The sequence below is a fragment of the Paenibacillus sp. SEL3 genome (assembly GCF_054602585.1).
This window is the reverse complement of record NZ_CM137725.1, coordinates 3788950-3809033: the sequence shown is the minus strand read 5'-3', so window position 1 is coordinate 3809033 and position 20084 is coordinate 3788950. Positions and strand designations below refer to the sequence as shown.

The 20084-nt window shown below is 47.0% G+C and carries 19 protein-coding genes; 6 read left to right on the top strand and 13 right to left on the bottom strand.

Translation table 11 applies throughout. The features are described from left to right. Positions 1 to 39: 39 nt before the first annotated feature. Both ACYCS5_RS17570 and ACYCS5_RS17565 read right to left on the bottom strand, forming a co-directional pair. Entirely contained in the window at positions 40 to 876 is an 837-nt protein-coding gene (locus ACYCS5_RS17570; protein WP_029515989.1) for a carbohydrate ABC transporter permease, read from the bottom strand. Continuing rightward, the gene (locus tag ACYCS5_RS17565) at positions 877 to 1758 is read right to left on the bottom strand and encodes a carbohydrate ABC transporter permease (RefSeq protein WP_029515990.1); all 882 of its coding nucleotides are present in this window, start codon (positions 1756 to 1758) and stop codon (positions 877 to 879) included. 207 nt (positions 1759 to 1965) lie between these two features. Between ACYCS5_RS17565 and ACYCS5_RS17560 the strand changes: the two genes are divergently transcribed. Continuing rightward, positions 1966 to 3780 carry a sensor histidine kinase gene (locus ACYCS5_RS17560; protein WP_459759858.1) on the top strand — a complete coding sequence of 605 codons (1815 nt, stop codon included), beginning with the start codon at positions 1966 to 1968 and terminating at the stop codon, positions 3778 to 3780. Positions 3781 to 3787: 7 nt separating this feature from the next. Next, the gene (locus ACYCS5_RS17555; protein WP_459759857.1) at positions 3788 to 5446 is read left to right on the top strand and encodes a response regulator; all 1659 of its coding nucleotides are present in this window, start codon (positions 3788 to 3790) and stop codon (positions 5444 to 5446) included. Here the strand turns inward: ACYCS5_RS17555 and ACYCS5_RS17550 are convergent. From ACYCS5_RS17550 to ACYCS5_RS17540, 3 genes are all read right to left on the bottom strand, one after another. Next, entirely contained in the window at positions 5376 to 5963 is a 588-nt protein-coding gene (locus ACYCS5_RS17550) for a GNAT family N-acetyltransferase (protein ID WP_029515993.1), read from the bottom strand. The two genes, ACYCS5_RS17555 and ACYCS5_RS17550, sit on opposite strands and share 71 nt — an antisense overlap. A 112-nt stretch (positions 5964 to 6075) precedes the next feature. Continuing rightward, entirely contained in the window at positions 6076 to 7200 is a 1125-nt protein-coding gene (locus tag ACYCS5_RS17545) for an NADH-dependent flavin oxidoreductase (protein WP_029515994.1), read from the bottom strand. 248 nt (positions 7201 to 7448) lie between these two features. Continuing rightward, positions 7449 to 8399: a bile acid:sodium symporter family protein gene (locus ACYCS5_RS17540; RefSeq protein WP_459759856.1), complete on the bottom strand. Its 951-nt coding sequence runs from the start codon at positions 8397 to 8399 to the stop codon at positions 7449 to 7451. Positions 8400 to 8642: 243 nt separating this feature from the next. Here ACYCS5_RS17540 and ACYCS5_RS17535 point away from each other — a divergent pair, with 243 nt between their 5' ends. Next, positions 8643 to 9398: a TspO/MBR family protein gene (locus tag ACYCS5_RS17535; RefSeq protein WP_459759855.1), complete on the top strand. Its 756-nt coding sequence runs from the start codon at positions 8643 to 8645 to the stop codon at positions 9396 to 9398. Positions 9399 to 9559: 161 nt separating this feature from the next. Here ACYCS5_RS17535 and ACYCS5_RS17530 read toward each other — a convergent pair whose 3' ends face one another. Beyond that, complete coding sequence (locus ACYCS5_RS17530) at positions 9560 to 9940, bottom strand: RidA family protein (protein ID WP_029515998.1); 381 nt, start codon at positions 9938 to 9940, stop codon at positions 9560 to 9562. Positions 9941 to 10204: 264 nt separating this feature from the next. On the opposite strand from ACYCS5_RS17530, the gene ACYCS5_RS17525 reads away from it, so the two are divergent. Continuing rightward, on the top strand, positions 10205 to 10732 hold the full coding sequence (locus tag ACYCS5_RS17525) for a sigma-70 family RNA polymerase sigma factor (protein ID WP_459759854.1): 528 nt from the start codon (positions 10205 to 10207) through the stop codon (positions 10730 to 10732). Continuing rightward, the gene (locus tag ACYCS5_RS17520) at positions 10729 to 11997 is read left to right on the top strand and encodes a DUF4179 domain-containing protein (protein ID WP_459759853.1); all 1269 of its coding nucleotides are present in this window, start codon (positions 10729 to 10731) and stop codon (positions 11995 to 11997) included. The genes ACYCS5_RS17525 and ACYCS5_RS17520 overlap by 4 nt, the downstream gene beginning before the upstream one ends. A 77-nt stretch (positions 11998 to 12074) precedes the next feature. Here the strand turns inward: ACYCS5_RS17520 and ACYCS5_RS17515 are convergent, their stop codons facing one another. From ACYCS5_RS17515 to ACYCS5_RS17490, 6 genes are all read right to left on the bottom strand, one after another. Continuing rightward, positions 12075 to 12800 carry an NAD(P)H-binding protein gene (locus tag ACYCS5_RS17515; protein ID WP_341038614.1) on the bottom strand — a complete coding sequence of 242 codons (726 nt, stop codon included), beginning with the start codon at positions 12798 to 12800 and terminating at the stop codon, positions 12075 to 12077. A gap of 46 nt (positions 12801 to 12846) precedes the next feature. Further along, positions 12847 to 14292 (bottom strand): ATP-binding protein, encoded by a 1446-nt coding sequence (locus ACYCS5_RS17510; protein WP_459759852.1) that lies wholly within the window; start codon positions 14290 to 14292, stop codon positions 12847 to 12849. Positions 14293 to 14467: 175 nt separating this feature from the next. Next, positions 14468 to 15970, bottom strand: coding sequence for an HD-GYP domain-containing protein (locus ACYCS5_RS17505; protein ID WP_459759851.1), 1503 nt, complete (start codon positions 15968 to 15970; stop codon positions 14468 to 14470). Positions 15971 to 16699: 729 nt separating this feature from the next. Then, positions 16700 to 17008, bottom strand: a complete 309-nt coding sequence (locus ACYCS5_RS17500) for a hypothetical protein (RefSeq protein WP_029516002.1) — start codon at positions 17006 to 17008, stop codon at positions 16700 to 16702. Positions 17009 to 17115: 107 nt separating this feature from the next. Further along, a complete protein-coding gene (locus ACYCS5_RS17495) occupies positions 17116 to 17238 on the bottom strand; it encodes a hypothetical protein (RefSeq protein ID WP_274386362.1) in 123 nt (40 codons plus the stop codon). A 340-nt stretch (positions 17239 to 17578) separates the two neighbouring features. Further along, positions 17579 to 17884, bottom strand: coding sequence for a hypothetical protein (locus ACYCS5_RS17490; protein WP_238794843.1), 306 nt, complete (start codon positions 17882 to 17884; stop codon positions 17579 to 17581). 164 nt (positions 17885 to 18048) lie between these two features. Here ACYCS5_RS17490 and ACYCS5_RS17485 point away from each other — a divergent pair, with 164 nt between their 5' ends. Then, complete coding sequence (locus tag ACYCS5_RS17485; RefSeq protein WP_029516003.1) at positions 18049 to 18417, top strand: VOC family protein; 369 nt, start codon at positions 18049 to 18051, stop codon at positions 18415 to 18417. On the opposite strand, the gene ACYCS5_RS17480 is transcribed toward ACYCS5_RS17485, so the two are convergent. After that, positions 18402 to 20066, bottom strand: a complete 1665-nt coding sequence (locus ACYCS5_RS17480) for a CoA-disulfide reductase (RefSeq protein WP_459759850.1) — start codon at positions 20064 to 20066, stop codon at positions 18402 to 18404. The genes ACYCS5_RS17485 and ACYCS5_RS17480 overlap by 16 nt on opposite strands. Positions 20067 to 20084: the final 18 nt, after the last annotated feature.

The following is a 20084-nucleotide window of genomic DNA, read 5'->3' as shown; positions in this document are numbered from 1 at the left end:
GGAGTGGCACACCGTGTACATTTTCAGCTCATCCCACACTCAACCCTTGACCGAACCCGCCATAATACCTTGTATAATATATTTTTGCATAGCCAGAAAGAATGCGATGACTGGCAAGATGCCCAGCACCAGAGCAGGCAAAGCCAAATCCCACTGCTTTGTGTATTGTCCGAAAAAGGCATAGGTCGCAATCGGAATCGTGCGCAGCTCAGCCTTTTGCAGTACCAGAGAAGGCAGGAGATAATCATTCCAAATCCAGAGCGTATTTAAAATAATAACAGTTACCATCATCGGCAGCATCAACGGATACACAATTCGGAAAAACACTCCGTAAGGCGTACAGCCGTCCACCGTAGCTGCTTCTTCCACCTCGACTGGCACACCTTTGACGAATCCATGAAAGAGAAAGATCGACATTGGAGCTCCGAATCCCAGATAACAGATGACCAGACCACTTATACTGTTCATTAAATCCAGTGTACTTACAACCTTGACCAAAGGAATCATCACCGATTGAAAAGGAATAACCATAGCAGCTACGAACAGGCTGAACAACACTCGATTATAACGCGTCGGACGCCGGACCATTCGGTAAGCTGCCATTGAGCTGATCAGTACGAGCAGCAGATTGCTAACTACCGTAACCACGAATGAATTCCATAAAGCTTCGGGAAAACGTGTGATGCTCCACGCTCTAGCGTAGTTGCTCCATACAAAGGTTTGTGGCCAGGCCGCAGAATCGGTGAGCAGGTCACCAAAGCTTTTGACCGAATTCACGAATAAAAAGTAAAACGGGACGAGGAATAACAATGCGACGAGGATCATCACTATCTCGGTCGCCCATGTTCCAAAGCGGTAGCGCTTGCTTGTTTCCATTTACGCTTCCACCTCCCGACTTTTCGTCAGTCGTACCTGAAGGCTCGTAACCAGAGCAACAATGATAAAGAAAATGAGTGCTTTAGCTGTTCCCAGCCCATAACGATTATTCACAAACGCTTCATTGTAAATATTGAGTGCAACCGACTCTGTGGACCCGAAGGGACCGCCTTTGGTCAGTGACAAATTAAGATCGAACATTTTGAATGACCATGATATCGCCAGGAAAAGACAAACCGTAACGGCAGGCATGATTAAAGGAAGTATAATCGACCGCAAAATTTGCATCCGACTAGCTCCGTCAATTTCGGCTGCTTCTAGCATATCGCGGGGCACATTGGTTAGGGAAGAGATATAAATCACCATCAAATAACCGGCAGTTTGCCAGATAAACACGATTACAATGCCCCAGAAGGCCGTGATCTCATCTCCCAACCAGGACAGATTGAAGAAGGACAAGTTCGTGCTCTCTCCGATTGCTGCAAATCCCTTGACGAAAATAAACTGCCAGATAAAGCCCAGCAACAGACCTCCGATCACATTGGGCATAAAAAAGATGGTCCTTAGTACATTTTTTGTTTTCAACGGTTTGGTTAGAAAATACGCCAGCAGAAAGCCAAAAATATTCGCAGCCACCACTCCTACCACCGTAAACCGGACCGTAAACCAGAACGCTGTCCCAAATTTGTCATCATTCCATAAAATGTGACTGAAATTATCCAGCCCAACCCACTTTGCCTGATTGGCTACTCCATTCCACTCTGTAAAAGAATAGTACATTCCGAGCATGAAAGGGATTACAATAATGATAACGAAAAATAACGTCGACGGCCCTACAAAAATCCATTGCTGTAGCCATTGCGACGACTTGGCGCGATTCAAACCGATCCCCCCTTATGTTGTCTATTGGTGTCTGGAACGCTCCTTTACGGCTTTCTTTCAGCAGTATGATGTTTGGGCCGTAAGGATATGCGATTCACATGTTCATTATGTCGAATAAGCGCTCTCGAGAACACGTAGGATCGTGAACCATTAAGGGGGAAAATATTGACCTCTGGCTCGCCTTGAATTGTGAAAGGAGCTCACTGCATGAAATTTTACAGTATTCGTTCTCGCCTAATCTGGTTTTTGCTCATTGCGGTCACCCTGCCGCTACTGCTGTCGATGACCATGACCTTCGTTCTCACCAAGCACTCCTTGCGGGAGCAGGCCACACAAGAAAATGAGCGGCTTATTTTTCAGGGAATTACGAATTTGGATAACTATTTACAGGGTTTGAATCGCGCGTCCATCGGAGTCTATAATGACCCTCATTTTCTGCGTAATCTGGCCAAAATTCCGGATGATTACCGGGCCGTCGCTGAAATTTACACCACGCTGCAAACGATGATGAATGCTACGTCAGGCATTGACCAGGTGTATTTGCATTCTTTTGAGGCCAGGCAATCTACGCTGATTACCAGCACAGTTCCTCTACGGGAATTCCGGCTGGAGCCCTTTACCGGTTTTATTCATTATGGGCCTTCCGGACTGTTCATACAGCCCACGCATATGAAGCATTTGTACGGCTTTTCGGCGGTTTCCTATGCGGAGCACAACACAGAGCAGCAGGTATTTACACTTCATCGAGCGATTCGGAACATTCCTGCCTCAGAGACGCTTGGGGTACTGGCTATAGATGTTGATCTGGAGCCGCTGCGCAGTATTTGCCGTCAATTGTATGATGCGGATACAGAGGAGCTGTTTTTAATCGATCGAAACGGAACGATCATATATAGCGGAAAAGAAGCATTCATTGGAACACACTGGAAGGAATCTGACCTGCTCAATCGAATTTCTAAAGAAGGCGAGCACGGAGTGATTGAGGATGATACAGCGTTGCACGTGTACGGCAAGCTGGATGCCAATTTGTCTGGCTGGACACTCGTCAAGAAAATTCCACATCGTACGCTATATTTACGAGCTACCCGCCTGACTCAGATCAATGCGGTCATTACAGGCGCAGCATTGCTACTTGCCATTGTTGCCACGTTATGGATTTCGATAAAAATCACAGCACCTATTAAACGACTCACTCGCTACATAAACCAGATTCAGTCCGGTCAACTGGATGTAGACATTCGGGCCATGAGCAACGATGAAATCGGAGTACTGTCGCGCCGTTTCAGACAGATGATGGATACCATCAATAACCTCATTTTGCGGGAATACAAGCTGGAGCTGGCTAATAAGACACATCAATTGAAAGCGCTCCAGGCACAGATTAATCCTCACTTTTTATATAATACGCTACAGTCTATTGGAACCCTGGCTCTACAGCATGAGGTGCCGCGAATTTATTCGTTGCTCTCTTCCCTTGCCAAAATGCTGCGCTATAATATGAGGGACCATACGGTCGTTACTCTTAAGGAAGAAGCCGAACATGTAAAACAATATCTTGATTTACAAAAGGAACGCTTCGGTGAGCAATTAGAGGTCACTTACCAGTGGGAGGATGAGGTCCTGAATGATCGGGTGCCTAAAATGATTCTCCAACCGTTAGTGGAAAACTACTTTAAACACGGTGCCGATCCCCGGCTGGGGCCCGGTGAAATTCGCATTACAGGTAGCCGAATCCGGGAAGGTATTGTGAAAATAACAGTGGAAAATAACGGAACTAACATTCCACAAGCCGAGTTGGAGCAACTCCAGCATATGTTAAAACGTCCGCTAAAAGCCTACGAGGAGCCAGACACTAGCGAGCAGGACTCCATTGGCCTTCGTAATGTTCTATTGCGTATTCAGCTTCACTCGGAGGATGGTTCTAACACCCTGTGCGTAGACAACATTCTGCCTCATGGTGTCCGGTACACACTCGAAATTCGCACGGAAACCCATACGGAGATTCATATTAAGGGAGAGTGATCTGTCAATGAAAGTCCTGATTGTGGATGATGAGAAGCATGTGCGCCATGCCATACGGATGCTCGTACATTGGGAGGCTTGCGGTGTGAGCGAGGTGATTGAAGCCGAGTCGGGCGATCAGGCGATTGAGGTCATTACCGCCCTATCCCCACCCGTTGTACTCACGGATATGCGGATGCCCGGCAAGGATGGAATAGCACTGATGGAGTGGATTCAAGTCAATTCCCCAGCAACCAGAGTCGTGGTGGTCAGTGGCTATGATGATTTTGACTTGGTTCGACAGGTCATCCGCCGGGGAGGCATGGACTATATTCTTAAGCCCGTGGATCCAGTGGAGATTAACGAGGCTGTAAAAAAAGCCACTCAAGTCTGGCGGACAGCAGAGCAAGACCGGAACAGGCAGACGATGCAGGCCATGGAAGTCAATCGGATGAGGCCACACTATGCTGATAAGCTCCTGACTGAAATCGTTTCCGGGATAGCGAATACCTCTCTTTCCATTACGCCCTTACGCGAGGAGCTACGTCTTCCCGCAGCTATTCAGATATGTAATGCAGCTGTGATGAGTACTACTCAGCTGGATGCCGATATACTGGACAAATATAAAACGCGGCGTGCGCTTTTGAGCTTTTCCCTCACTAACATCTGCAACGAATTTCTCGGAACTTCTCAAACCGGAGTTGCATTCCGTCATCTGGAGCGTATGGACGAAATTATTCTGCTATATTGGGGCGATCCATCTCGTTGGTCAAAGCTCTTGCAGGATATTCATACAGGAATCAAAACCGCTTTGCGGTGCTACATGCACATCGGGGTTGGCTCTTTTGGTGCCTTTCCCATAGCGGCAGCCACTGCCTACCAAGAGGCAAGGCAAGCGTTGTGGAAACGGGATGTGTTGCAAGCCGACTGGATGCACCAGAGTACCCAGACACGGCAGAGCATTCGTCTTCCCCAGTTACCTGACATGGAAGAGGAACTACGGCTTAGTGCGCTCAGCTGTAATGCCAGTCGTGTGTCTATAGCGGTAGGCCGCTGGATAGCAGCCGTAGCCGAGTTGCCTTCGGTTACAGCAGAGCAGCTAGCCAGTTGGAATCAAGAGCTGGACTGGATGCTGGCCCGCTGGTTGAATGACAGACCTGGAGATACCGATGGCGAGGAGATGGCAGATGAGTCCGGCTCCATTCATGCCTTGCCGGTCGACAACCGCGGCATGCTTTCGTTGCCCTTATGGCAAAGACAGGTCGAAAACCGACTGCTGGCAGCCGGTCAGGCACTTACACCAAGCCATAGTCCAAACAACCCGACCATCCGTGATATTGCCCGCTATCTGGATGCACACTACGACGAGGACATTTCTCTACAGGATATGGCGAGCCGCTTTTACCTCAGTCGGGAATATATTTCTCGTAAATTCAAGCAGGAGTACGGGGTTAATCTGTCGGACTATTTGTGCCAGATCAGGATGGGCAAGGCAAAGCTATTACTGCTGAATGACAAGCTGCGCCTTCATCATATTGCCGGTATGGTCGGTTATCAGGATGAAAAATATTTTGGCAAGGTGTTCAAAAAACTGGAGGGTGTCACGCCTGGCGAGTTCAGAAGACGCCATTCTGCAAATCCTCAGCCGTTATCGCATACAGCACGTGATCTTCCCACACACCATTAATCTTCAAGTAGTTGAGAGCTAGCCCTTCGCGGCGAAATCCTGCCTTTTCCATCACTCGATTGGAAGGCGTATTTCTTGGCATCACTCCAGCTTGAATACGGTGTAATTCCAACTCATTCAGGGCGTAGCGTACAATATCCTTCACTGCGGAAGTAGCATAGCCTTGTCCGTGGTAAGCAGGATCTACAAAGTAGCCCAGATTGGCGTTTTGAAAGGGGCCTCTAGCGACACCCGACAGCTCTATTCTGCCAATCAGCTTATTATTTTCCGGCAAAAAAAGTCCAAACGTATATCCCTGTCCGGCTTGTGCCGCTTCCAAACCGTTGGAAATCAGACGCGCCTGTTCTTCCAGGGTAAAGTAAACTTCAGGCCGTTCTGGCTCGAACGGTTTGAAAAAATCAAAATTTTCACGTCTGATCTCTAATAAACGTTCTGCATCATTTACTTGCAACAGTCGAATCTGTAGCCCCGGATGGGTTGACTCCATCAAAATCGCGCCATTAGCTCCATGTAACATTGTCAGTTTCCTTCTTTCTCAGTTATTCCTATATTATTGTGTTCACGGTCACAAGACAGGAAAATACCCCAGGTGCATGAGAGCAGCCTAGGGTATCTCCGTCATTCAAAATTTAGTCCGTAACAGGCATCCAGCCTGGAAGGGTCGTCAACGCACCCCACAGGTAGTCAGGAATGACTAGCTCCTGCTGGGCTTGCTTGGATAAGGTCGTGCGAATGGTATCTTCTGTGCCGTTTTGCACCTTCTGAACCCATTGCGGCTCCATCAAAAGTGGACGTCCCAGCGATACAAGCGGTACACCTGTCTCCAGTGCTGCAAGCGCCTCGTCCGGTGTATTCAGCGATCCGACTCCCATAATCGGCACACGGTTACCTACCTTCTCATGGATGAGAACGGTACGTGACCGTTCGTCACTACGGTCACGGAATGAACCACCGAAGAAATGATTTACGGAAATGTGCAGGTAATCCAGCCCTTGATCCGCCAGACGGTCTACAAGCACCATCGTATCATCCAGCGTGATGCCTGGCGTGTGTCCTTCCTCAGGAGACAAGCGGTATCCGAAAATGAATGGCCCCTTTGCATGTTCTGCGATCACTTTCTTCACTTCGTGAACAATCGCCAGCGGGAAGGTCATTCGTTTTTCAACACTTCCTCCCCATTCATCGGTACGAAGGTTGGAGTGCGGGGAGAAGAACTGCTGCACCAGGTAACCATTCGCTCCGTGCAGCTCCACACCATCATAGCCTGCTTCAATCGCGCGGCGAGTTGCTTCGCCATAGGCGCGAATGACGCGATGGATATCGTCGGATGTCATTTCACGCGGCACAGGTGCGCCTTCTTTTTCCTCAGCTACTGCGCTTGCACTAATCGGTTGTCCGTCTGGAATCTGATCCGGTGGACACAGGCGGCCACCATGATAAATTTGCAGGATCGCTTTCGCGCCCTCCTGATGAATCGTATCCGCCAGACGGCGCAGGCTAGGAATCATTTCATCCTTGTCCGCACCAAACTCATTAACAAATCCTTTACCATCTGGAGTTACATACACACAAGCGGTAATAACTGCGCCCACACCACCTGAGCGTTCACGGTAGTATGCCAGTTCCTCGTCACTCACTTCACCATTTTCGTGGGAAGCAAAGTTAGTCATAGGTGCCATGGTAATACGGTTCTTCAACGTAACACCGGATGGCAGGGTAAAAGCTTCAAATAGAGAATTATATTTTGGGTTCATTCTTTCTCTCTCCTTCAGTTAAATCAGATCAGATAATATAAGGCTGTTGAGCATGAAGCCGAATACGAATTCGATGTAGTTTTCCTCCATAACGAACTCAAACTACTGTTGCTTACTTAAATACAGTGGTTATAATAACCACAGTATAATGATCCGCAACTATAAAGTCAAATCTATCCTTTCTGACCATCCCCAAACTGTTCGAAAAAGCTGAACCGTAGCCACTTGGCACAAGCCACTAACAAAGCTTAATGCTTCCCGGCTGTGCTTTTCTTCTCCTCCCGGCGGGAAAACCAAGTCGCGAGCAACGAGCCGGAAATATTATGCCACACGCTAAAAATCGCACTCGGTACAGCAGCAATTGGGTTAAAATGAGCTGCTGCCAGCGCAGCGCCCAGTCCGGAATTCTGCATTCCCGTTTCCAGCGTAACAGCTTTACGCTTGGAAAGATCCATGCCGAACAGCTTGGCAAACCAATATCCAAGCAGGAACCCGATTCCGTTATGCAAAATAACCACACCAAAAATAATCGGACCTGTCTCCAAAATCTTGCCTTTGCTACCTGCAATCACAATAGCCACGATGAGCATAATCACCAGTGTTGATATGAGCGGCAGCGCCTGGACACTGGCTTCTGCCTGCTTGCGAAATAGCGATTTGACGATAACACCCAGCACAATCGGGACAATAACCACGATCAGAATATCCATGATCAGCGACTTCGCATCAATATTCATCCAACGTCCCGCAAGCAGGTTAATCATGGCTGGGGTAGCCAGTGGAGCAATCAGCGTCGACACCGAAGCAATCGATACCCCCAACGCCACGTCGCCTTTGGATAAAAGCGTCATTACGTTGGACGCAGTTCCACTCGGGCAACAGCCTACCAAAATGACACCTACCGCAATATCCGGTGGCAGCCGCAATACTAATGCCAATCCAAAGGCCAGAAACGGCATAATCAGATAATGCCCGACCACACCAATAGCCACATCCACTGGACGCCGGAATACTTCGCGAAAGTCAGCCGCAGATAAAGTTAGTCCCATCCCGAACATGACAATGCCCAGAAATAACTGTATGTATCCTTTCAACCCTGTAAACGTCGCAGGAAAGAAAAACCCCAAGCATGCAAATAAAAGTACCCAAATGGAAAAGGTTCCTCCTACAAATTTCCCTACTTTCTCCAAGCCATTCATTCTACTTATCTCCTTACTTCTATATAAGTTGAATTTGAGGAAATACAGCTTATATAGTGCTTAAAATTTTTATCATTGTACTACATATGACTGCATATACATACCACTTTTTATGATTATGCCGGGATCAAGAAACTTTCTCCCGTTCGGACATATTCGAAAGCAAAGTGGGTATATTCATAGTAGAAGATTGTGACCAGTCGGTCATTTTGGATCATCATTCGTTGAGGAGGAGATATCCCAATGTCACGAAGCCATCCGTATAAATGGTGGAACATTATTGTATTTATTGCTGTCGTTTTCATTAACTTTCTGGCTTCTACACTTCCTATCGGTGGCAGAAGTACTGCTGCTGTATCCAACATGTACCCTACCTTAATCACCCCAGCGGGTTACGCTTTTTCCATCTGGTCAGTCATCTACGTGCTGCTCGCCTGCTTTGTTGTGTATCAAGCTACACCTACAGGGCAAGCCAAGACAAGCGTTCAATCCATCGGTATTTTTTTTATTCTAAGCTGTCTTTTCAATATCATCTGGATTTTCCTCTGGCAGTATGTATACGTAGAACTGTGCGTCATCGTTATTATTTTATACTTGCTTTCCTTGGGCGTCGTGTATGTACGTACCCGCACACCTCAGCCAACCCGCGGAGAAATGTGGTTCGTCAAGCTACCGTTCAGCCTCAACCTCGGTTGGGTATCCGTTGCTACTATTATCAATATTGCAGTGGCACTGGAAAAGAATGAATGGAGTGGCTGGGGACTCAGCGATACGACATGGGCGATCATTATCCTGCTCATCGGCACCGTATTGGCGATCATGGTCAGCTTCCCTTATCGTGACAGCATTTATCCTCTCGTATTTGTATGGGCCTATGTCGCCATCGCCGTCGAGCATCCGAACCATGAAAATGTACGGCTGGCTGCATTGATCTTGGCAGCAATCATTCTGGTGTACGCGCTGTGGCTATTCTTTGCCCGTAATCGAGACCGGGATTAAAGTAACTATTGATATCTACTAGCAAAAACAAGCGAGTTTGGGTCTGAATCATCTAGCCCAAGCTCGCTTGCTTTGTTTATTCATTTTATCCAATATGATTAGGTATAGACTTTGATCAAATCTATAAGCTTGCTTGTTGAGTGATCTACACCGGGTACAGACTATTCGCCCTTCAATGCAATGACTTCAATCTCCACCAGTGCATCCTTAGGCAGACGGGCTACCTCCACCGCACTGCGTGCTGGATAGGGTTGCTCAAAGAAAGAACTGTACACCTCATTGACGCTGACAAAATCGTTCATGTCCTTCAGGAATACAGTCGCTTTCACAACCTGGTTCATGTTGCTGCCTGCCGCTTCCAGAATGGCTTGTACGTTGCTCAAGGACAGGCGTGCCTGCTCCTGTACATCCTTACCAAACTCACCTGTTGCCGGATTCAGTCCAAGCTGTCCCGAAGTGTAAACAAACCCGCCTGCCTCTACCGCTTGGCTATAAGGGCCGATAGCACCAGGTGCTTTTTCAGTCGCAATTGTTTTTTTCATATGGGTTGGATTCTCCTTCCTGATACTGGTTCACCGTATTATAGCATGTGAAGTCCAAAGCTACTATTCCGTGCGACGGGTTAACGCACTGGGTTTCTTTTAAGACACCCCATTGGGAAGGTGCTATATTTTTTTGTTTCCGCTGTAACCTTTAGCACCTATGTATCATCTAACTCCTATAACCTGCTACAAAAACAAACTTTACAAATCCAGATACAGGTACAATGAACATAGCTAGTATAGACGGGAAAGGAGCACCATCCTTTGAATCTCGAAACAAACTTACACCAAGCAAGGCAGGGAGACCGCAAGGCATTCGTCGCCTTGATGAAACATATGGAATCCGATATGTATGGCATGGCGCGTTCCATTCTTCGCAGCAATGAGGATTGCGCGGACGCGATACAAGAAGCAATGCTCAAGGCTTACAAGTCTCTGGGAGAGCTGCGTCAACCTCGCTATTTTAAAACATGGCTGCTTCGCATCCTCATTAATGAGTGCCATCAGATTATCCGCAAGCAAAAACGGATCGTCCCCGTGGCCGAATTTATAAAGGAACCCTCCACCTCGGGCGAATATGAAAAAATCGAACTGCGCGAGGCCATCGACCACTTGGAGGAATCCATGCGAACCGTAATTTCCCTGCACTATTTGCGGGATATGCCGATCAGAGAAATATCAGAGGTACTGGATGTATCAGAGGGGGCCGTCAAAACACGATTGCACCGTGCTCGCAGAATATTAATGGACCTGCTACAAAATCGTGGAGAAAGGAAGGTGACCTTTCAATGAGCCCTTCAGAGATTGAGAAACAGAATCAAGAGCTGGATCGAAAATTACAATCAGAAAAAGAAAACTTGGACGCAGACACGGTAATGATTCCCGATTTGGTAAGAGCACGCTTAGATGCATTTTACACACAAATGGAATCGGATGTGGAGCCGTTATCCAAGTCTCCTTCCTTACATCGACCGGGCAAAAAATTTCTTCGGGGGACCGCAATTGCCGCTGCTTCTGCGGCTGTCATTAGCGTTATGATCATTGGTAGCGCCTTTGTTTCGCCTACAATGGCAGAATCATTGAAACAGGTTCCCCTTGTAGACAGCGTGTTCAAGCTTGCTGGGGATCTCGGGCTGCAAACCGCTGATCAGAAAGGGTTGGCAACTTCCTCGAATCTCAGTGTTACCCATAGCGGTATTACATTAAAGGTACCACAAATCATATTTGACGGGACACGCTTGGTCGTGGCGTTGGAAAAGAGCGGCGGAGATTCACAACATCAAACCCTATATCCGGCGATCCAAATGCAAGGACAGCCCGAAGGGGACATTCTGGAGAAAGTGGACCTGTTCATCAATGGGACATCGGTCAATAGCAATAATGGCGCCTTTAATTTCATGTATGGCCGCCCAGGCAAAGATAGTAATTCTATGCTGATTGCGTATATGAGTGACCCTGCCAGTGGTAAACCCGCCTTACCAGATCAGTTTGAGCTAGAGGTATATGCAAAGTTAAAAAGTGTAGCCGAGCCGTTTCGCATACAAGCCACAGTTCATAAAACTAAAATAAATAACAAGATACTTCAGCTGCAAATGAGTATATCTAATCCGTATCTTGCATTTACGGCAGACAAGGTAGAAATCACACCCATCACGACCAAGATCACAACGTCGTTTAAAATGCTGACCGATATTGCACATATGCCGGATGAGTACACCGTGAAGCGAGAGTACAATGACATCAAAAATGGACAAACGATCCAGTACACCAAAAAAGAATTGGATATGCTTGATTATGCGGTATTCGACGAGCAGGGAAGAGAACTCCAACTCCTAAGCGGCTCTGGAGTTCCCCTTACTAAAGAACGTGAGAGCAAAATGATCACCCTATTTACTCCTTTTGTGGACACTCCCCAGAAGATCATCTTCAAGCCTTATATATTGCCAACACAACCAGGAGGCAGTGCCCTACTCGATGCTAATGGCAACTGGACACGCCATTACATTGATGAATTAGAGATTACGATCGATGTGCCGCAAAACATAAACCACCCATAAAACACAAATAACGCCGCGGTTGCCCGAATCATCGGGCAACAGTGGCGTTATTGTCATTTTTAATCCTAAACGTGGTTTTACACGTTTACATCCGCATCCGCACCCGTTCCTGAACCAGTTTCCTCAACATCGGATGTTAGCTCCGCACCGATGACCCGAATGATGTCGTTCGGATAAATATGTACGCCGCTCGCCTGCGCAAGAGCGATTCGTACCATGGCTCGTGCGATGACCGAAGCCGGGATGGCACGGTAGGAAGCCAGCTTGCCCGTCATCAGACCGTCCAGCGCTTTCATGACAACAGCGGCAGCGGCTTCGCCCAAACGTCGTTCAGGTCTCGCTCCCAAGATCAGCGACGGACGGAACAAATGCAGCGCAGACAGCCCGATAGCGGCAAGTGCCTCTTCAGCCTCACCCTTGGTGCGGTTATAAAACACGCGTGAATCTGGATCGGCCCCCATCGCTGAGATAGCTAGCATCTGTACAGCACCAGCCTCTTTGCCCAACTGGGCAGCTAGCACTGGATAGTCCACATCCACCTGACGGAACTGCTCCTTGGAGCCAGCCTTTTTCATCGTTGTCCCAAGGCAACAAAAAACATCATCCACCCCTTCGAAGGCGAACGCCGCTTTCTGCGGCTGTTCCCAATCGATAAGCGCCTGCTCCAGCTTGGGATGCTTGATGTCCAACGGACGTCTGCCCATAACCATGACGCGGTTGTATTCCTTTTGCACCAGCAGCTCTCGTACAACATAACCCCCGACAAGCCCTGTTGCACCCACAACGACCGCTTTACGTTCCATGATAGACCTCCTTTGTGCCATAACGCTCCTGCTCCTACAATTGCGATTAGGTTAATTTAAAGGGTTGTTCGTCCGCCTCCTTGCTTTTGGACGGACACATCGGTAGGTACAGGGAAAATGTACTTCCCTTGCCCTCCTCACTCTCCAGACGGATAAACCCGCCCAACAAGCGGGAAAAATCACGGCTGATGGACAATCCCAACCCAGTTCCTCCATATTTACGATTAATGGAACCGTTCGCCTGCTGGAATGCCTCAAAAATAACGTGTTGCTGAAGCTTGGAAATGCCGATGCCCGTATCTTTTACAGCAAATACAACCCAATCTCCCTCCTGTCCCTTTCGATCCAGATGTTGTGTACTGATTTCCAACAATACACGTCCTTCATGAGTGAACTTAAAGGCATTGGACAACAGATTACGCAAAATTTGCTGTACACGTTTGGAATCGGACCGAATTTCATTCGGTATAGGCTCATGCTCCTTTAAGCTGAATTCCAGGTTTTTATCCTTCGCAGTGACTTCAAACTGCATCATCATCACCTGCGCAATTTCACGCACATTGACCGGCTCACTTACGATTTCCATGTGTCCAGCCTCTACCTTGGACAAGTCCAGAATGTCGTTGATCAGTTGGAGCAAATCATGCCCCGAGGCATAGATGAGATCGCTGTACTGGTATAACTCGTCCTCATCCAGTTCCTTTCCCTGCTCGTTGATAATCTGCGCCAGGTTAATAATGCTGTTAAGAGGTGTACGTAACTCATGCGACATCGTTGCCATAAAATCCGATTTATATTGGGAAGCCATCATCAGTTGCTTGGCACGTTCCTCTAGAATGACCTTTGCCTTCTGCAACTCATCTCGCTGCTCTGATAACAACTCATTCGCCTGCTTAATCTGATGATTCCGCTGCTGCTCCATCTGAAAGTCCCGTAAAATCAGAGCAAATAGAAAACTGAGGACGATGCCGATTGGCAGTGTCAGAGGAACAACCTCCGCTATATAATAGCGCCAGGGAATGACGCCCAGGCAGGCTATATTTAACGTATTTACGATATTAACTGCTAAAATGGTCACCGATGCCTTGATAATCAGACGCCAGGTGGAACGCCGCATCCAGTAGTTCAATCCGGCGCACAGGACGCCCAGAATGCTCATATTCAAAAAGCCGACCCACGCCGCCATATGCAGACCAAAGGTAAATCTCGTAAGTCCGATTGCGACCCCAATAATAATAAGCGTATAGGAGCGGGGATACACCAATGCCGCGATAATCAGCGGTACAAAACGCAGATCAAAAATAACCGTTTCACTAAAGTTAAAACCAAAGCAAGAGCTGACCCATCCGCCAAATATCACTAGCAGCACGGAGCTGACATATTTGAACCGCAAAGAGGTACGACTCAAACCATATTTATAAATCACGTTCGCCACATAGGCAACGGCAATCAGCATCCCTAAATTCATTAAAAACATCATTGAAAATTGCATGGACTCACACTCCCATAGCGCAAAAAATTGGATGCCAGGCCTATGTTAACCGCGTTTGCCTTTCTTGTACATCATAACATGAAGCCCCATCTTTCGACATGTCAAAAGATGCTTAGCTCCCTATATAAAAAAGCGAACCTCAATGGCTCGCTCTAATGTGCTGATACCTATAGAATCAGCTTGTGATGCCTTTGTTCCGGCGCCACTCCTTGACAAATAATTCGGCAAAATAAGGGTCCCATTGGGTTCCCTTTCCCTCCTCCAATATCATAACCGCCTTCTCTTCCTTCATACCTTGCCGATAGGGGCGATTAGACGTCATTGCATCATAAGCATCCGCTACAGCAATGATTCGTCCAAATAAGGGGATATCTTCCCCAGCGAGCTGGTCAGGATATCCTTTGCCATCATAACGTTCATGGTGCGAGCGCACGCCAGGCAAATAAGGGGCCATAGCATAAGCCGGTTCAACTTGCCGGAGAATGCTCTCCCCCATAACCGGGTGCATTTTAATCTGATCAAACTCCTCGTCCGTCAACTTGCCGTCCTTGAGCAGCACAGCGTCAGCCACGCCGATTTTACCGATATCATGCAGCAAGGCTGTTTTGCGCAGCAAATCGATGTCCGCCTCATTCAAACCTCCCTTGCGCCCAATGAGTACAGAGTATTCAGCTACACGCAAAGAATGTCCTGCGGTATAGGCATCTCGTGCATCCAGTGCTGCCGCCAAGGTGGCGAAGTAACTGTCCAATAGCTGACCGTTCTTTTCTTCCCGTTCCTTTAGGCCCTCAATCATCATGTTAAATCCTTCGACCAGCTCCGCAAATTCGTCCGAATACAAATCGCTGGCATTACTGTTCAGGCGGCCTTCCTTCACTTCATTCATTTTTTCCAGCAGGTGGTGGATCGGCTGTTCGATCTCACGGGTCAGCAACCTGCCTCCCAGATAAGCAAAGGCTACACCAAAGATTAAAATCGCACCCGCCCATGCCCAATAGGAACTAGAATTCGCCGCCTCCAAACGTTCCAAGCGAATCTGTGTAGCTAAACAAAATAAAAATAAAGGAAAAGCACCAATGAGCGTCGCACTTAACTGAAATTTATGCCGAAGCGATAGCAGGACTCGTCCTCGCAGGGACAGGCTCAATCCATATTGCTGGTAGGTTCGATCCCGAATTTCCTCCAGCAGTGGTTTGATTGCTCTCATGGTCAGGAAAAATTCAACCAGTGCGTGCATGGAAGCAACCAGACAAGCTCCTATACAGGCGATTCCTACATAATAAAAGGGAAAAGTAAGTTGTCCAGTATGTATCATCCATAACGCAATGACGGTTGCCGGGATAGAGAAGCCTAACAAATGCGGTCCTACAATACGTAAAACTGACAAATTAGGCAGATGATGAACCCGGATATACACCGCTTCTACATCCTTGAGTGTTTCCTGGTTACCTAGAAAAAAACGATGAACTGGTCTCAAATGGATTCGAAACACTATGGTTTCACAAACAATCATAATGACGCTGGAAAATGCAATAATTTTAACAAGACCCCAAATTTCATAGTGGGCTACATTTAACGTGGAAAATACAAAAATCATACCTACCAACAATACAGTGATAAACGAACCTATAATATAGTTCAGGATAACATGCTGAATAAAGCGCTTATAGGTCGGCAAATTGCTACCCCTCTTTTCATCCGTACACTCTAAAATATCTTGTGTATTCAATATCGGAGTCCAACCATCAAAAGTTTACCTTCTTGCTTGAGCATTTTACAATACGAAGACGACTTTTAGTCTGCAATTTATAGATGGGAAATCATACTATTCTTAATTAAGAAACCAAACACACCTTGTGTTTTAGATATATTCCTGCTATACTATTAAAGTATGTATTAACCCCATAAGATTCCACGCAACAAGCTATTACTCCTAATCACCGTATGGAGCTTCTCCAAATTTTATGTATAACCCTAATGTAGAATTTTGAGCTTTTGCCGAAGATTTTCACATTCACACTGGCGCGGTCATCGGAGCCGCAAGGACGAAAGAGAGGTAGGGCTTTTGTCGTTTGGAAAATGAACAGTGGAATCACACTGCCCCTTATGAACATGCTGACCATATATTGCAAGGTAGCAGGGGTTGAATATATATTATGCCATCAAACGATGAAGTTTGGGCAAGCTGTGCAGTACATGCAAACTGCACCCATCCTCCGGATGATCCCCGGGGGATTTTTCATTTTACGGAAACCGTATCATGAACAAAAAAATGACCCCGTCGATACATCGACAGGGCCTATAGCTTGATCAAAAAGGGGTTAATAGGGTCATTATAGTCTCGCTTTCTTAAAACTAAATGATATGCACCTTAAAAACTCATTAATTCTCCAGTTTTATATACCTTCTAATAATTCGTCCAATATTCTGTACCATCGGTCGGCATCGTTTGCGTAGTGGAACGTCTTGTTTCGGCTTGAGTGCGCCTTTGGGTCGAGGGACGCTCCCATCCTTCCAGTAAAACAACATGTTGGGTACCCGAATTGTTTTCCCAAGTGATGTAGCGCTCCTGTTCCATATGTCGCAAGGCGACTGTAATTTCAGCGTCTCGCTTGCCCGTTTTTACGGTCAATTCCGCCATTGTAGGCATGTGGCGATGCTGGGCGAAATAATTATACAAAATACGTAGCAGCTTTCGTTCCAAATCTGGCAACATCGTCTTCCCTCCTACAAAGAACATATGTTCCCATTATAACACATAAAAATGCACCCTCCTACTGGAAGATGCACTAGATGCACTGGGCTTGTATTCCCATGTTGAATTCAGCTTTTTTCCTTCTCTTGACGACCGACAGAGCGCAGCCACCAAGCGACTCCACCAACACTTCCAAGTGCCAGAACCGTTAAGAAAATAATATAGAACAAATGAAATGCACGATCACTCATGGCAATCGCCTCCCTTACTTTATGTATACACTTTCCAGCTAAGCCTGTAAACCTCTTTTTGATCCCACATTCTAAATTTCCCCAAGAACTCGACAATAGATACTTGCTTGAGATCCATCGGTGCATACTAACTAAAAATGGTTAATACCAAATATGAGACAGACCAAGGAGGTTATCGAATATGAAATTCCTATTGATCGTGATCATCGTCGTGCTGATCGTTGTGTTGCTTATGAGAAGACGCAGATAAGCGGCGACATCCTGCATGGTTAAAAAGGAATACAAAAAGGGCTTTCGGCACATCACCGAAAGCCTTTATTCATATGAGGTTAGGGCTAAATTACGCCTTGTTCTTCTTGCTATATTTAATAAAAGCAATTACAAGCGCTACAGCAAACAATATTCCGCTGACTACCCATGTTGTCAGAAATGCCATACCCAAACCCACATTAGACCCCATCGTCGGGTGCTGCATGGCAGTAAACACCGAGCCCTGCATCATAAATATGGTACAGAATAAAACAACGGGCGCCAAAATAATCGTGCTTGCCGTCTTCCGACTACCAGATACTGCGATCACGCACAGAGCGGAAATCACCAAGATTACCCAATATATAACTGCTTCCCAAATCACTGAAGTGCCCACTGTTCAACCTCTTTTCTATCCATTCGTATATGCCTCTTCTATTGTAACAGACGTCACACAGTGAACCAAGCCATAATTTGATCAGAAAAGGGGTAAACTCTGCGAATAACGTAAATAATGTACAGTAGCAATCCTACATTAAAGACAGGAAAGGAAATGATTCCATGAGAAGTGCAAGCCCTTTTGTCATTGTAAACGACGTGCAGCAGTCAATTGACTATTACCAATCGGTTTTAGGCGGAAAAATCAAAGTGCTAAACAAGCAGGAAGGCAGACTCTTGCACGCTGAACTTCACCTGGGTAGCAGTCATATCCATTTTTCGGATTCCTACGGTAAGCCGCTGAAAGCACAGCATGTACAAATCATTCTCGACTGTGAAAGTGAGGACGAGCTTAAGCAGGCTTACCACGCACTAGCAGAAAAAGGTACCGTTACCGTGGAGCTACAAGATACTTTCTTTGGTGCGCTGCACGGCGAAGTAACGGATCACCTTAACCAGATTGGATGGGTGATGAACTATTTTAAGAGATGATCACGTTCAGCCATAACCGAATACGTCTTATAGCCACCATCAACGTTCCTCACCCGATAACCGTATTGGGTCAAAATTCGGGCCGCAATATAGCCTCGCAGACCAACTTGGCAGGATACCGCGATCTCCAGATCACTAGGGATTTCCGCCATCCGCTCTCTAATCTCGGCCAGAGGAATATGAATCGAACCTGGAATGGCTCCTGCCTGTAGCTCCACTGCATCCCTAACATCAATAATAAGACCACCCTTTCGGTGAAAATCATCAACTTCATGCCACTGTATCGTTTGGACCAGCCCATCCATGATATTCGAAGCCACGTAGCCCGCCATATTCACAGGGTCTTTTGCTGAAGAATAGGGAGGTGCGTAAGCAAGTTCAATATCAGCCAGTTCTCGGACGTTCAAATGACCACGAATAGCCGTCGCAATGACATCAATTCTTTTGTCTGCTCCATCAGCTCCAACAGCCTGCGCCCCATAGATCATCCCATTCTCGGGATTAAAGAGCAGCTTCATAGCGATGGGTGATGCGCCAGGATAATAACCAGCATGCGAACCGGGATGAATATGAATAGCCTGATAAGGAACAGCCAGTCGCTGCAATGTTTTTTCATTGTTGCCTGTAGAAGCTGAAGTCAATGCAAAGGTCTTAATGACGGATGTTCCGAGCGCCCCATCATAAGAAATTGTCTGACCGTTAATATGATCCGCTGCCAAGCGCCCCTGACGATTGGCTCCCCAAGCTAGCGATACCATCGTTGCAAACCCATGATTGCGGTCCTTGACCTGGATGGCATCCCCCACCGCATAAATGGCCGGATCGCTGGTTTGCAGTTGGGCGTTGACCTGGATGGCGCCGCGAAAACCAAGTTCCAATCCGCTTTGCTTGGCCAACTCATTTTCAGGAACAACACCGATCGCCAGAATAACCATGTCCGTCTGAAGCACACCCCCGGAGGTCAAACGAAGTTGTGCACCCTGCTCTTCAAAAGCCGTGACTCCTTCCTCTAAACGCACCTCCACCCCGTTCAGTCTCATATGCTGTTCTACCAATTTAGCCATTTCAGGGTCCAGCGGATTCAATAATTGTTGTCCCATATCAATAATAGTTACTGCAAGTCCACGCTCTCGCAAATTCTCGGCCATCTCCAGCCCAATAAATCCGGCCCCGATCACCGTGACATGCTTTGGATGTCTTTCATCTACATATGCCTTAATAACGTCCGTATCATGAATATTTCTTAATGTAAATAGATTCATAGCTTCATGTAATCCGGGAATGTCCGGTATCATCGGTTTGGCTCCCGGCGACAATACCACAATATCATATGGCTGCTCATCTGTTTCCCCTGTAACCATATCGCGGAAATGGACGAGCTTCTGCTCCCGGTCTATTTGTATCACTTCTTTCAGTACCCGCACATCTATATTAAAACGGTCTCTTATCCCTTGAGGTGTTTGGAGAAACAGCTTCTCTCGCGCAGGGATTACCCCGCCAATATAGTAGGGAAGGCCACAGTTCGCAAAAGAAACATGCTCTCCGCGTTCAAACAGAGTAATCTCGTCTTCCTCATTCCATCTACGCAATCTCGCAGCAGCAGAAGCTCCACCTGCTACCCCGCCAATAATAACTATTTTTCTACCCACTTCTTCCCCTCCTTATAT